The following is a 14,824-nucleotide window of genomic DNA, read 5'->3' on the forward strand; positions in this document are numbered from 1 at the left end:
CCTTATTATTACTTATTGTGTTCTTGTTCTTTCGTTTCAACTTTCTCAATGGATTTTTGTTGCTGATCTATCTCTATGATGTTCTTTTTATCAGTAACATCGCTATCATCTATTAAACCTTGCGTACCCTTTTTGAACTCACGCAAAGTCGTTCCCATTGCTCGTCCAAATTCAGGTAATTTTTTCGGTCCGAAAATAATCAATGCAACAATCCCGATAATAATAAGGGCAGTTGGTGTAATTGCACTTAAATGCACAACCATCGATGACACCTCCTCAGTTTATGTATTTATTTTACCCCAATTCGACATATTTTGCATTACATAACGGAAATAGATTGTGAAAACTTTTTATCAATCACTATTGCGAATTAAATAAATTAAAGCCTCTAGTTCAACTGCTAAATCGATATTCATTACTTTCATCGTTTCCGGAACATTTAAACGAACAGGAGTAAAATTCAATATTCCTTTTGCGTTGATTGCTGATAAGCGATCGGCAATGACTTGGGCAGAGCGTGAAGATACAGTTAATATTGCAAGTTCTGCATTATATTTTTGATACATTTCTTCTAATCGATCGGGATGATAAACTGGGATTCCATTTACTTCATGCCCTTCCATTGGCGCCTTTGTATCGAACGCAACAACGATTCTCGTATTATGATTTTTTTGGAAATTATATTTCAAAAGGGCATTTCCTAAATTCCCCACGCCAATAAGAGCGACATTCGCGCCTTCATCTTGATCTAGAATTTGTCTAAAAAATTCCAACAAATACAAAACATCATATCCATATCCTTTTTTACCTAAGGCGCCAAAATAAGAAAAATCTCTTCGAATTGTAGCGGAGTCAATCTTCATTGCCTCACTTAATTCTTGAGATGAAACTCTCTGTTTTCCATCATTTGCAAAGTTCTGTAAAAACCGATAATAAAGAGGAAGTCTTTTTGTTGTCGCCTGTGGAATTTTTATATCTCTTTTCACAATAATCCCCCTGTTAACTTCAACTCGAAATTGATTTTATATTACTAAACATAGCTAAATAAGTAAAGCGTTCACATTGCTTGAATTCCTGTCTTCTATTACACTAATAGTAGTGAACAGAGGTGTAAACATGATCATACTTCAAGTAAATCAATTAACAAAATCATTCTTATCTGATGAAATATTAAAGGATGTAAAATTAGAAGTTCAACACCGTGACCGTGTCGCATTAGTAGGTCGCAACGGTGCGGGTAAATCTACGTTATTAAAAATCATCGCTGGACAATTGTCTTACGATTCTGGCGAAATCATTATTCCTAAAGATATAACAATTGGGTATATAGAACAACATGCTGGTCTTGAATCCAAACGTACAATTTGGGAAGAAATAATGACAGTATTTGAACCGTTAAAAAAACAAGAAATGCGACTTCGCGAATTAGAACAACAAATGGCTGACCCATCCGTGTATGAGAGTCCAACGAATTACTCTCGTATTATGGCAGAATATGATCAACTACAACATTCTTTTAAAGAAGCAGGTGGCTATCAATATGAAGCAGATACACGTTCCGTACTCCATGGTATAAAATTCTTCCCCGACATGTATGATAAACCTGTTTCTTCCTTATCGGGTGGTCAACGAACACGACTTGCCCTTGCAAAATTGCTACTAAGTAAACCGGATTTACTGATTTTAGACGAGCCTACGAACCATTTAGATATCGAAACATTAAGTTGGCTTGAAAATTATTTAAAAGCTTATACAGGTGCCATTTTAATCGTTTCTCACGATCGTTATTTTCTCGATCAAATCGTCAATATCGTTTATGAAGTATCAAGAACTCGCGTAACAAAGTATATAGGAAATTATAGCGATTATTTGGACCAAAAAGCAAAACAATATGAACGCGATTTAAAAATGTATGAGCAACAGCAAGATGAAAAAGCGAAACTTGAAGCCTTTATTCAAAAAAATATTGCACGTGCTTCTACAGCAAAACTTGCAAAAAGCCGAAGAAAAATGTTGGAACGTATCCAATGGATGGATGCCCCCATAGGCGATGAAAAATCAGCAAAATTCGGATTTGATATCGAAAGACAAAGCGGAAATGATGTACTATCAATCGATGATTTATCAATTGGATATGAGCAAAATCAAACGATTTCTGAAAATATCTATTTGCGCATCTTCCGACAAGATCGAGTTGCGATAGTAGGACCGAACGGAGTCGGAAAATCCACTCTATTAAAAACCATTGTCAAAGATTTATCTCCACTGTCTGGAAGCATTCGTTATGGAACGAACGTTAAAATTGGCTATTACGATCAAGAACAAGCAAAACTCGATAGTAATAAAACCGTTTTAAATGAACTTTGGGATGAATGGCCGTTAATGAATGAAAAAGAAATTCGTTCCGTTTTAGGTCAATTTTTATTTAGTGGCGATGATGTACTAAAACTTGTTAATACATTATCCGGTGGGGAAAAAGCACGCCTTGCCTTAGCAAAACTCATGTTGCAAAAAGCAAATTTCCTTGTATTAGATGAACCAACAAACCATCTTGATTTAGACAGTAAAGAAGTTTTAGAAAATGCGTTGATGGACTATCCCGGAACGATACTATTCGTTTCCCATGACCGTTATTTCATGAATAAAATTGCTACAAAAGTCGTTGAACTATCCGCCACAGGCACGTTTGAGTATTTAGGTGATTATGATTATTATGTAGAGAAAAAACAAGAATTAATGGAATTAGCTAAACTGAATGAAACAAAACATGAAGCAAAACAAGAAGAAATCAAAATCCAACATCCATCTTCAGTAAGCAAAGAAGTCAAAAAACGAGAGCGCCAAATTCGAAGAAAAATTGAAGAGCTTGAAAAAGAAATGTCCAATTATGAAGAGGAAATTAACAATATTGAACTGAAGCTTTGTGAACCAGAGATTTTTAGTGATTACGAAAAGGCATTAGAGCTCCAAAATAAACTGGATTCGTTAAAGCAATCTCACAGCGAGCTCGAAACTCAATGGCTTGAACTACAAGAAGAATTGGAAAACCTGAAAATTTAAGCTACCTGAATAATATTCAGGTAGCTTTTCATTTATATATGGAAAACATGAATCTTGTTTTCGAATATTACATATACCTTGGTCAATAGACAAATTTCGATAAATTTTCCCCACAGTTTTATTCACAATAAAAACTCAGTGATACCAACATATCAACAGCCTTTTCCACATTATCCACATCACCAGAAAAAAAAATCCACACTTCGTTCTGGAAAAATACACACAATATATTGATTTTTCACAGCTTTATCACAGGTTATCCACAAGTTATACACAGATTGTGCATAAGTACGAATGTTCGTCTTGACAAAAAAGAAAACTATTCACAAACTTGCGAATAAGTTTTAAGGGTTCTTTGTCAAATGGTGTTGGTGAATAAATTTTAGTGACATTATTTGGTAATATGTAATCGGATGGCTTAGGGGAAATTCGAGGTTCCCCTAAGCTGTTTTTATTTTCGCTAAGTTTTGGGTAATGAATATTCGGTTTCTAAAGTGATAGAAGGATCGATAACCGAAAGAAATGCGTTTAATCACTTTGATTTTGTTATTAATCCCCTCTAAAATGCCGTTATTATAATCGTACTTTAGCGTATTCTCGACATAATTGATGTATTTGTTGATTGTCTTGATGGCGGTTTTCATATAGCTGGAAACGATATTTTGTTTATTCTCTAATGTTTTCTTTAGGAGCTCAAAGTCTTTGGTTTTGATGTAATGTCGAACGTATTGGTATAACTCATAGGACGCTTTTAATTCAGAATCTAAATCAATGAGATAGTGGAGAATCTCCACCTCACACATATGCTTTTTAAAGCAACGATGATATGTATAGTTCTTATAATCAAGTTTTGTTTGATCTTTCAGAAGGAGCTTCCAGTATTTTTTCAATTTATTGTAATTCTTTTTATCCCGATTCATGACGTTGATGCGCGTTTTGTTTAAAGCTCTGCTAAATAGTTGGAGGATATGGAATTTGTCGAGTACGATTTCCGCTTTAGGGAAAACTTCTTGGATTAAGGAAATATAAGGGCTATACATATCGATGACAATCGTTTTTACCGCATCTCTCGCCTTCTTGGAATACCGTAAGAAATACTCTTTGAGGACAGATAATCTCCGGTCCTCCACGATATCCACAATCTCCCCCGTTTCAGAGTCGCAGAAAATAAAGGACATCGCTCCAGCTGCGGATTTCACTGATTTAAACTCATCAAAACACAAATGCTTTGGAAGGTAGTGAACATTTGGTTGATAGTAGCTATAAAAGCTGTCAATGACACGACTGACAGTGGCATGAGAAACATTATGTTTCATCGCAATATCTTTTTCGGATATTTTATCTTTGGCGTTTAAAGCAATCGATACTTTGGTATTGTTGGAAATACAACAGTTTTTAGCCACGACGCTCGTTTTTAAAGTAAACGTGGAATGACAATGTTTACAGAAATAACGCTGTTTACGCAATTTTAAGTAGGTATGAAAACCTGAAATGCTAGGCATTTTAATGAGAGACGTTTTAAAACCGTGTTTAATGATTTGATCATCGAAGACATGTCCACAAGCATAACAAGCTTTTGGTTGATACGTTAACGTCCCATGAAAGACTTTCGCTTTTACTTTTTTGATTGTTTCGGTAGAACAAAAATTTTCATCAAATGTGATATTTTTGTCTTTTATATTGAGTAGGTTTCGTATAGAATGATGGTGAGACATGTGACACAACTCCTTTGGAAAATGTGTTTTGGCGATTACATTTTACCAGAGTTTTGTCACTGTCTCATTTTTTTTGTTCAAAAAAATTGGTGCTGGTTTATACTCACCAACACCAAATATTATAGAGCCGTTTTAAGAAAAATATTCAATATTTTAATTCTGTGTATAATTTTGTGTATAAATAAAAAGGATATGACTTCATGTCATACCCCATCTTTTTCTGAAGAAAATATTATACTTTTATCGAAGTTTGTCGTCTGTATTACTCCAACTTTTCAATTCTTTCCCTGGCAAACCATTCATCGATAAATCGGATCTTACTCCCGCTTCAAACATGTAAGCCGCACAGGCGCCAATCATTGCTGCATTATCTGTGCATAAAGAAAGTGGTGGAGCCGTAAATGGTATCCCTTCCTGTTCAAGCGCTTTACTTAAACTTTCTCGCAATCCACGATTTGCAGAAACACCACCAGCTACTATTACTTGTTTAACCCCTAATTCCTTAGCTGCTTTTATCGTTTTAGTTGTCAATACTTCTACAACACTGTCTTGGAAGCCTTTTGCGACTTCTTCAGGCACAATTGATTGTCCTCTTTGCTCCAAATTATGTTTATAATTAATAACAGCTGATTTTAATCCACTAAAACTAAAATCATACGTATCTTCTAACCACGCTCGTGGAAAATCTACACCTTTTTTAGCTTCATGAGCCATTCGATCAATATGCGGACCACCGGGATAAGGTAAATTTAACACCCGTGCCACTTTATCATAAGCTTCCCCGGCCGCATCATCGCGAGTTTCTCCAATGACTTCAAAAGATCCATGTTCTTTCATATAGATTAATTCCGTATGCCCTCCAGATACAACAAGTGCTAATAAAGGAAATTTCATTGGTTCAACAAGCGCACTTGCATATATGTGACCGGCAATATGGTGCACCCCAATAATCGGTAATCCGTGAGCAAAGGCAAAGGCTTTTGCTGCATTAATGCCGATAAGCAATGCACCAACTAGTCCTGGGCCTTCCGTCACTGCCACTGCGTCTAAATCTGATGGTACAATGCTTGCCTTTTCCAATGCTTCTTCAATTACAACCGTTATTTGTTCAACATGGTGGCGAGACGCAATTTCTGGTACGACCCCCCCAAATCTTTTTTGACTATCGATTTGTGAAGCTACTACGTTTGAAAGAATTTCATTTCCATTTCTAATTACGCTAGCAGCTGTCTCATCACAGCTTGTTTCAATTGCTAAAATTAAGTTTTCCATTATAAATTCACCCACATTACTAGAGCATCTTCCTGGTTATCTGTATAATATCCTTTCCGAATTCCGCCATCTTGGAATCCGAGCTTTCGGTATAAATTTTGTGCCACTATGTTTGATACACGTACTTCTAAACTCATCGTTTCCGCATTGTGTTCTTTCGCTACTCTCATTGCCTCTCGCATAAGCCCTTCACCAATGCCTTGTCCTCTTGATTTTTCAGTAACCGCCACATTGGTAATTTGAGCAGAATCAACGACAATCCAGATACCGCAATATCCAACAATTGTTCCATGGTCATCTTCTGCTACAATGTAATGAGCAAAGGGATTTTCTCTCATTTCGTAATGAAAAGAATCCTCGGTCCAAGGAGTTGGAAACGATTCAACCTCTATCGCATGCACTGCCTCCACATCTTGTGCCGTCATTTTTCGATAGTGAATCATCCTTTTTGCTCCTTTTGATGTGCTTTTAACCAATTTGCCTCTGCTTCAGCTAAACGATGATATTTTGGCACAAAGGAATGAACCATTTCTAATGTTGGCAATGGTTCTTTTTCAGCTAATTCGATTAATTTTGAAGCTCTCGGTAAGTTAAGTGAAGGCGGTGCAAATTTAGCCTGTTCACCTAAAACGGATTGAATCTCTTCCTTAAATTTTTTCACATCTGAACCAACAAACATAATTGTTTCTTGATACTCTTTTAACTGTTGCAACAGTTCTTCCAAAGATCCATGATGTTCTGGAATAATCGTTTTCAATTCTTTCCCTTTATATACTGCAGCGTATACATTCTTTCTTCTAGCATCAAACATCGTGCAAATAATGCCATCAAACAATTCAACATTACTTGCAAGCACTTTTAGACTTGATATGCCAACTAATGGTTTCTTTAAAGTCCAAGATAACGTTTTTGCAATCGTTACCCCGATTCTTAGCCCAGTATACGAACCAGGACCTTCGGAAACCGCTACGGCATCAATATCAACAGGTTTTAAGTTAGTTTTTCGAAATACCTCTTCTATTGTTGGCATACAAGTAACAGAATGTGTTGATTTTGTATTTTGTACTATTTCTGAAAGCACTTCTCCGTCTCTTACGATAGCGACGGAAAGTGGAGCGTTTGATGTTTCAATTCCTAACCAAATCATGTAAATAACTCCTCACATAATCGTTCATACCGTTTTCCTATTGGTCTAAATATAAATTTTCTTTTATTTTCATCAATTCGTTGAATTTCAATATCTAATCTTTCATCCGGTAGATTTTCCTCAATTAAATGTGCCCATTCAATTACCGTTACCGCATCACCATAAAATATTTCATCCCATCCTAAATCTTCATCACTATTTTCTAAACGATACACATCTAAGTGATTAAGCGGCAACTTCCCTTCATATTGTTTCATGATTGTAAAAGTAGGGCTATTCACTGTTCGGGAAATACCCAGTCCTTTCGCTAAAGCTTGAATAAATGTTGTTTTCCCGGCACCTAAATCCCCTTCAAATGTTAGATTATCTCCCGGCTCAAGTAAATTCGCTAAACGAATTCCAAGTTGATTTGTTTCTTCTAAAGAATGCACTTCCTTTTCGTACATCGTCTTCACGTATCCTCTCACCCTAACATTAACAATAGTTTATCTAAAAGAATTCATTAATTCAAAATGTATCATTTATAAATCCAAAAAAAAAACATCTCTCTATATAGTAACTCATTCATTTCTTATCTAGAAATAAATTGTTTTCATTTTATAGAGAGATGCGTTTCCCTATCCACTTATTGAAGAAAATAATGAAAGATAAAATGAATAAGACTTGCAATTAATATAAAAATTATCACCATTATATTTCTTCTTAACCGTCTCATTTTTCCACCTCAAAAAGGGATATTACTAATATATTTATTCTTTACTTGCTTTTATGACATGGTGTTGATTCGATGATGTCATGACCGTTTGTTTCGAATCAGATTAGGTGGAGTGTATTTTTATTTATATGTGTAAAATATGCGGCTTGCAATAACAATTTCTAGCAATAAAATAGAGGGGGCTTTACAAAAAAGCTACTGTAATGTATTACAAATTATGGTTCAAATTCATCGTCACATTTGATTTCAACTTTTAAACCGTTAGATTTTCACTTGTGAAATAAGCACCACTTTGCGTGATATTATGGAAAAGCAATGTCCTACTCTCGCAAGGGGACCCCTTTCTACCATCGGCACTAACTCCGAAGCACGTTGACCGGCGAATTTCTGTGTCAGCTTCGGCAGTCCGGTGCTCACGTACACTGTATCTTCTCTTTTTATTGAAATTAAATGTTATATATGCTTTTTCTTTTGTAGTGTTTCTTTAGATGTACTGCGGTTTATCGAACTCGAGTGGACTTTTTGTCCTTGTTGTTATTTTCAATTAAATGCTGTAAATATTAACTATTTATTGTTTTTTTAAACCGTTGGGTTTTCACTTGTAAAATTTGCAATTTACAGTGTCATATTAAAAAACAACGTCCTACTCTCACAAGGGGGACCCTTTCTACCATCGGCGCTAACTCCGAAGCACGTTGACCGGCGAATTTCTGCGTCACCTTCGGCAGTCCGGTGCTCACGTACACAGTACGCTCCGCTCCGGGCTGCCTCGCTTCCTTGAACTTCTTGGTCTCCGTGCTTCTCGTCTTCTCCAAATAATTGTTTTGCTTTCGTTTTAAATGCCGCTCCTCTATCGCACCGATTGGACTTTCAGTCCTTGGTAGTAAGGGGCATAAAAAAAAGCCACTACCGACCTTCCGTCAGTAATAGCTTTTTGAGCCTAGCAACGTCCTACTCTCACAAGGGGGACCCCTTTCTACCATCGGCGCTAACTCCGAAGCACGTTGACCGGCGAATTTCTGCGTCACCTTCGGCAGTCCGGTGCTCACGTACACAGTACGCTCCGCTCCGGGCTGCCTCGCTTCCTTGAACTTCTTGGTCTCCGTGCTTCTCGTCTTCTCCAAATAATTGTTTTGCTTTCGTTTTAAATGCCGCTCCTCTATCGCACCGATCGGACTTTCGTAAGCCCGAAATATGTGAGATAAATAAAAAAATGCGCACCCTCTGGTACGCACGACGAATAGCCCTTCAATCCAATATTTTTTCGGATTAAGGGCTATTTTGCCATTGCACATGATTCACAAATTGTTTTCGACCATGGCAAATAGCGATCTAATATTTCTGGCTGTTGATGGATTGGTAAACTTGGGAGTTCCGACAATACTTTCACTAAGTATTGATAAAAATCAATTCCATTAGCTTTTGCCGTTTCAGCCAAGCTTAAACAGATGGCGTTTGCATCGGCTCCCGATTCACTCACGGAAAACAGCCAGTTTTTTCGTCCAATGACATTCGGCCGAATCGCATTTTCAGCTGGGTTGTTGTCCATTTCAATGCGTCCATCATACAGAAAAGCTTTTAAACCTTCGGCGTGCTTCAATGTATATTCCGCAGCTTTGGCAAGGGCATTCTTCCCATAGAAAGGAGATTCGTCAATCCATTTGAAAAATGCCTCAACGATAGGTTTGGACTCTTTTTGTCTAGCTTTTCTCCGTTCGCTCGGCCGAAGTTTCTTAAATTTCCGTTCTAGGCGGTAAAGTCGATCACAATAATCGACACCAATCCGTCCATTTTTACTTTCGGCTTTTAACCAGTATCGACGAACATGAGCCCAGCAGTTGGCAAAATGAATATTTGGCACATCATGGTATGCAGAATATCCATCGCAGATAATCGTCCCTTTAAAGCCTTTCATAAAGTCAGTCAAAATTTCCCGACTTCGGGATAAAGCACTATGGAACAGAACAATTGCTGGACCTTGAGATCCTACGCTACGGAACACCCAGTTGTAAGCTTTAGATTGAGCTGGCTTTCCATCTGAGCGGTTCAATACTTGGGCATAGGTTTCATCGACATGAAGAATTGATTTTTTCATGAGGGTTTCTTTCATTCGATTATATAATGGAAGAAGCCAATCTTCTGCCGTGCGAATCACCCAGTTGGATAGGTTCTTATCATTGGTTAGTAAACCATAACGATGCCATTCCTTTACCTGCCTATATAAGGGTAAATAAAGAATAAATTTATCATAGATGAGTTTTGCTAAGACCGTTGGTCCTGCGATACTTCGCAGAATGGCAGGTTGCGGTGCTTTTCCACGTTTGATTTGTGAGTCTTTATTCGAATCTTTTTTACAAGACCTGCACTCATAAGCGTGTTCAATATGCTGAACACGCTTCATAGTAGCTGGTATGAATTTTGCTTCTTCTCGTACAATCGTGCTGCCAATCTCTGTCATAGGTGATTGACAACACTCGCATTGTAAGTTTTCTGGATGATGATGAATTTCTTCAATTTCTAAACCATCCATAAAAGAATCATTTCGTTTTTTCTTGTTATGTCGTTTACGAACAACTGTGTATGTCACAGTGTCCGTGCTTTTTTCTCCTGTGTGCTCAGGTTCATTAAAAAAAGAGTCGTCATCAAACAAAGAATACTGTCCGTCTGGAGCTTGATACTTTGATTTTTCAGATTTTGAGCCATAAAGCCGTTTAGTTAAATAACGAACTTGTTGTGACAATAATTCAATTTGTTTCAACAATTCATCATTTTTTTGATTGGCATGAGCTAGTTGCTCTTCTAATGACTGAATTAACTTTTCGTATGAATCATTGTTCACAACATCCACCACTTTTCCGTACTGATTCTATATAGAGTTGATTATATCATGAATCGGTATTTAGAAGACACCTTTTTTCGATTTTTGGATGGCTTTAGGTTGTTGAATCGAGAGCCCTTCGAGTAACCATCGAAGCTCCTGTTGAGTCAAATTTCGAACCTCATTTTCATTTCTGGGCCATTGGAGTTTGCCGTTATCGATTCGTTTGTATAACATGGCGAAGCCATCTCCATCAAAATACAAACATTTATAGCGGTCTTTCTTCCGTCCACAAAATAAGAAAATGGCGTTGCTATATGGATCCAGTTCGAAAGAATCCTGAATTAAGGTGGCAAGACCATCAATTCCTTTTCTCATATCCGTACGACCACAAATGATATAGATATTTTTACACTTAGTAAAATCATGAATCACTGCTATTCAACTCCTTGATGACCGTTTGAATGATGTGAGGTTTTACACCGGGGTAAAAGGAGATTTTAAAATTTGTTGCTTGAATAACGCATACAGGTTTGAGAGGACCACGACTCGTTGAGGGTGAAGTTGAATCAGAATCGGATTCCAAATTGACAGGGACGATATTTAATTTTTCAACTGCCAAACAAAAACACCTCCTCTGTAATCGATAACTCTATCTTACAGGGAGGTACGATCGATTGATATGCGTCGTTTGAATTCGGGCTTACGGACTTTCAGTCCTTGGTAGTAAGGGGCATAAAAAAAGCCACTACCGACCTTCCGTCAGTAATAGCTTTTTGAGCCTAGCAACGTCCTACTCTCACAAGGGGAAGCCCCTTACTACCATCGGCGCTAAAGAGCTTAACTTCCGTGTTCGGTATGGGAACGGGTGTGACCTCTTCGCCATCGTCACTAGACTCATTTGATTATGTATGTAATTACAGAGAGGGTGTTCTCTCAAAACTGGATAACGACATTGAAAATGATTGGTTAAGTCCTCGATCGATTAGTATCCGTCAGCTCCACACGTCACCGTGCTTCCACCTCGGACCTATCTACCTCATCGTCTTTGAGGGATCTTACTTGCTTATGCAATGGGAAATCTCATCTTGAGGGGGGCTTCATGCTTAGATGCTTTCAGCACTTATCCCGTCCACACATAGCTACCCAGCGGTGCCTTTGGCAAGACAACTGGTACACCAGCGGTGTGTCCATCCCGGTCCTCTCGTACTAAGGACAGCTCCTCTCAAATTTCCTACGCCCACGACGGATAGGGACCGAACTGTCTCACGACGTTCTGAACCCAGCTCGCGTACCGCTTTAATGGGCGAACAGCCCAACCCTTGGGACCGACTACAGCCCCAGGATGCGATGAGCCGACATCGAGGTGCCAAACCTCCCCGTCGATGTGGACTCTTGGGGGAGATAAGCCTGTTATCCCCGGGGTAGCTTTTATCCGTTGAGCGATGGCCCTTCCATGCGGAACCACCGGATCACTAAGCCCGTCTTTCGACCCTGCTCGACTTGTAGGTCTCGCAGTCAAGCTCCCTTATGCCTTTACACTCTGCGAATGATTTCCAACCATTCTGAGGGAACCTTTGGGCGCCTCCGTTACCTTTTAGGAGGCGACCGCCCCAGTCAAACTGTCCACCTGACACTGTCTCCCAAGCCGATCAGGCTTGCGGGTTAGAATTTCAGTACAACCAGGGTAGTATCCCAAGGGCGCCTCCAGGGAAGCTGGCGCTCCCCCTTCTACGGCTCCTACCTATCCTGTACAAGTTGCACCGAAATTCAATATCAGGTTACAGTAAAGCTCCACGGGGTCTTTCCGTCCTGTCGCGGGTAACCTGCATCTTCACAGGTACTATAATTTCACCGAGTCTCTCGTTGAGACAGTGCCCAGATCGTTACGCCTTTCGTGCGGGTCGGAACTTACCCGACAAGGAATTTCGCTACCTTAGGACCGTTATAGTTACGGCCGCCGTTTACTGGGGCTTCAATTCGGAGCTTCGCTTGCGCTAACTCCTCCTCTTAACCTTCCAGCACCGGGCAGGCGTCAGCCCCTATACTTCACCTTACGGTTTTGCAGAGACCTGTGTTTTTGCTAAACAGTCGCCTGGGCCTATTCACTGCGGCTCATCAGGGCTTGCACCCCAATGAGCACCCCTTCTCCCGAAGTTACGGGGTCATTTTGCCGAGTTCCTTAACGAGAGTTCTCTCGCTCACCTTAGGATTCTCTCCTCGACTACCTGTGTCGGTTTGCGGTACGGGCACCTCCCGCCTCGCTAGAGGCTTTTCTTGGCAGTGTGAAATCAGGAACTTCGCGCGTAACGCGCTCCCCATCACAGCTCAGCGTATTAGGAAGCGGATTTGCCTACTTCCACGCCTTGCTGCTTGGACACGCTCGACCAACGGCGTGCATTCCCTATCCTCCTGCGTCCCCCCATCACTCAAACGGCGGGGAGGTGGTACAGGAATATCAACCTGTTGTCCATCGTCTACGCCTTTCGGCCTCGACTTAGGTCCCGACTAACCCTGAGCGGACGAGCCTTCCTCAGGAAACCTTAGTCATTCGGTGGATGGGATTCTCACCCATCTTTCGCTACTCATACCGGCATTCTCACTTCTAAGCGCTCCACCAGTCCTTCCGGTCTGACTTCGACGCACTTAGAACGCTCTCCTACCACTCGTGCAACGCACGAATCCACAGCTTCGGTGAATCGTTTAGCCCCGTTACATTTTCGGCGCAGCGTCACTCGACCAGTGAGCTATTACGCACTCTTTAAATGATGGCTGCTTCTAAGCCAACATCCTGGTTGTCTAAGCAACGCCACATCCTTTTCCACTTAACGATTACTTTGGGACCTTAGCTGGTGGTCTGGGCTGTTTCCCTTTTGACCACGGATCTTATCACTCGTAGTCTGACTCCCGTGTATAAATAGCTGGCATTCGGAGTTTGTCTGAATTCGGTAACCCGAGGTGGGCCCCTAGTCCAAACAGTGCTCTACCTCCAGTATTCTTCACACGAGGCTAGCCCTAAAGCTATTTCGGAGAGAACCAGCTATCTCCAAGTTCGATTGGAATTTCTCCGCTACCCACACCTCATCCCCGCACTTTTCAACGTGCGTGGGTTCGGGCCTCCAGTGAGTGTTACCTCACCTTCACCCTGGACATGGGTAGATCACCTGGTTTCGGGTCTACGACCACGTACTCAAAACGCCCTATTCAGACTCGCTTTCGCTGCGGCTCCGCATTTTCTGCTTAACCTTGCACGTAATCGTAACTCGCCGGTTCATTCTACAAAAGGCACGCCATCACCCGTTAACGGGCTCTGACTACTTGTAGGCACACGGTTTCAGGTTCTCTTTCACTCCCCTCCCGGGGTGCTTTTCACCTTTCCCTCACGGTACTGGTTCACTATCGGTCACTAGGGAGTATTTAGCCTTGGGAGATGGTCCTCCCGGATTCCGACGGAATTTCACGTGTTCCGCCGTACTCAGGATCCACTCAGGAGAGGATGGATTTTCGACTACAGGGCTTTTACCTTCTCTGGCCGTCCTTTCCAGAACGGTTCATCTAATCCATCCTTTTGTAACTCCGTATAGAGTGTCCTACAACCCCAAGAGGCAAGCCTCTTGGTTTGGGCTGTTCCCGTTTCGCTCGCCGCTACTCAGGGAATCGATTTTTCTTTCTTCTCCTCCAGGTACTTAGATGTTTCAGTTCCCTGGGTGTGCCTTCTTAACGCTATGGATTCACGTTAAGATACTGTTCCATTACGAACAGTGGGTTCCCCCATTCGGAAATCTCCGGATCAAAGCTTACTTACAGCTCCCCGAAGCATATCGGTGTTAGTCCCGTCCTTCATCGGCTCCTAGTGCCAAGGCATCCACCGTGCGCCCTTAACAACTTAACCTTTACGGTTTTCGATACGCTGCGCAATACTTCGTCAATTTCGCTCGTTCGAATCCTCATGTACACATGTAGTACACTCCGGTTCTCACTCGCTCATTTCCTTGTCTTGCTTGCGTCTCGCAACCCTTACGGCTTTAATCCACGTCGCATTTGCGTCGTGTTAGCCTAGTTGTTTGCGCTTTACAGTAAATTGCTTGCTTTCAATG

11 protein-coding genes and 2 rRNA genes are annotated in these 14,824 nt (G+C 40.5%); 1 reads left to right on the plus strand and 12 read right to left on the minus strand.

The features are described 5' to 3' along the window. Positions 1-8: 8 nt before the first annotated feature. Together tatA and NST98_RS11060 are read right to left on the minus strand one after the other, a co-directional pair. A complete protein-coding gene (tatA, locus tag NST98_RS11055) occupies positions 9-263 on the minus strand; it encodes a twin-arginine translocase TatA/TatE family subunit (RefSeq protein ID WP_016839631.1) in 255 nt (84 codons plus the stop codon). Between the two features lie 90 nt (positions 264-353). Then, on the minus strand, positions 354-986 hold the full coding sequence (locus NST98_RS11060; RefSeq protein ID WP_340715128.1) for a redox-sensing transcriptional repressor Rex: 633 nt from the start codon (positions 984-986) through the stop codon (positions 354-356). A 130-nt stretch (positions 987-1,116) separates the two neighbouring features. Between NST98_RS11060 and NST98_RS11065 the strand changes: the two genes are divergently transcribed. Continuing rightward, positions 1,117-3,060: an ABC-F family ATP-binding cassette domain-containing protein gene (locus tag NST98_RS11065; RefSeq protein ID WP_340715129.1), complete on the plus strand. Its 1,944-nt coding sequence runs from the start codon at positions 1,117-1,119 to the stop codon at positions 3,058-3,060. 440 nt (positions 3,061-3,500) lie between these two features. Here the strand turns inward: NST98_RS11065 and NST98_RS11070 are convergent, their stop codons facing one another. The 10 genes from NST98_RS11070 to NST98_RS11115 all read right to left on the minus strand — a co-directional run bounded on the left by NST98_RS11070 (position 3,501) and on the right by NST98_RS11115 (position 14,619). Beyond that, the gene (locus tag NST98_RS11070) at positions 3,501-4,775 is read right to left on the minus strand and encodes an ISL3 family transposase (RefSeq protein ID WP_340715043.1); all 1,275 of its coding nucleotides are present in this window, start codon (positions 4,773-4,775) and stop codon (positions 3,501-3,503) included. A 240-nt stretch (positions 4,776-5,015) separates the two neighbouring features. Continuing rightward, positions 5,016-6,047: a tRNA (adenosine(37)-N6)-threonylcarbamoyltransferase complex transferase subunit TsaD gene (gene tsaD / locus NST98_RS11075; protein WP_016839628.1), complete on the minus strand. Its 1,032-nt coding sequence runs from the start codon at positions 6,045-6,047 to the stop codon at positions 5,016-5,018. Beyond that, a complete protein-coding gene (gene rimI / locus NST98_RS11080) occupies positions 6,047-6,490 on the minus strand; it encodes a ribosomal protein S18-alanine N-acetyltransferase (protein WP_096549781.1) in 444 nt (147 codons plus the stop codon). The genes tsaD and rimI overlap by 1 nt, the downstream gene beginning before the upstream one ends. After that, positions 6,487-7,194 carry a tRNA (adenosine(37)-N6)-threonylcarbamoyltransferase complex dimerization subunit type 1 TsaB gene (tsaB, locus tag NST98_RS11085; RefSeq protein ID WP_096549782.1) on the minus strand — a complete coding sequence of 236 codons (708 nt, stop codon included), beginning with the start codon at positions 7,192-7,194 and terminating at the stop codon, positions 6,487-6,489. The genes rimI and tsaB overlap by 4 nt, the downstream gene beginning before the upstream one ends. Further along, the gene (gene tsaE, locus NST98_RS11090; protein WP_096549783.1) at positions 7,191-7,640 is read right to left on the minus strand and encodes a tRNA (adenosine(37)-N6)-threonylcarbamoyltransferase complex ATPase subunit type 1 TsaE; all 450 of its coding nucleotides are present in this window, start codon (positions 7,638-7,640) and stop codon (positions 7,191-7,193) included. Before tsaE ends, tsaB begins: the two co-directional genes overlap by 4 nt. A gap of 1,545 nt (positions 7,641-9,185) precedes the next feature. Then, the gene (gene tnpC, locus NST98_RS11095) at positions 9,186-10,760 is read right to left on the minus strand and encodes an IS66 family transposase (RefSeq protein WP_445684030.1); all 1,575 of its coding nucleotides are present in this window, start codon (positions 10,758-10,760) and stop codon (positions 9,186-9,188) included. Between the two features lie 48 nt (positions 10,761-10,808). After that, a complete protein-coding gene (gene tnpB / locus NST98_RS11100; RefSeq protein ID WP_222837117.1) occupies positions 10,809-11,162 on the minus strand; it encodes an IS66 family insertion sequence element accessory protein TnpB in 354 nt (117 codons plus the stop codon). Further along, a complete protein-coding gene (locus NST98_RS11105; RefSeq protein WP_096550383.1) occupies positions 11,152-11,349 on the minus strand; it encodes a hypothetical protein in 198 nt (65 codons plus the stop codon). Before NST98_RS11105 ends, tnpB begins: the two co-directional genes overlap by 11 nt. A 158-nt stretch (positions 11,350-11,507) precedes the next feature. After that, a 5S ribosomal RNA gene (gene rrf, locus NST98_RS11110) occupies positions 11,508-11,623 on the minus strand. A gap of 69 nt (positions 11,624-11,692) precedes the next feature. Next, a 23S ribosomal RNA gene (locus NST98_RS11115) occupies positions 11,693-14,619 on the minus strand. Between the last annotated feature and the right edge of the window lie 205 nt (positions 14,620-14,824).

Source organism: Ureibacillus sp. FSL W8-0352, assembly GCF_038004345.1.
Taxonomy (GTDB): domain Bacteria; phylum Bacillota; class Bacilli; order Bacillales_A; family Planococcaceae; genus Ureibacillus; species Ureibacillus thermosphaericus.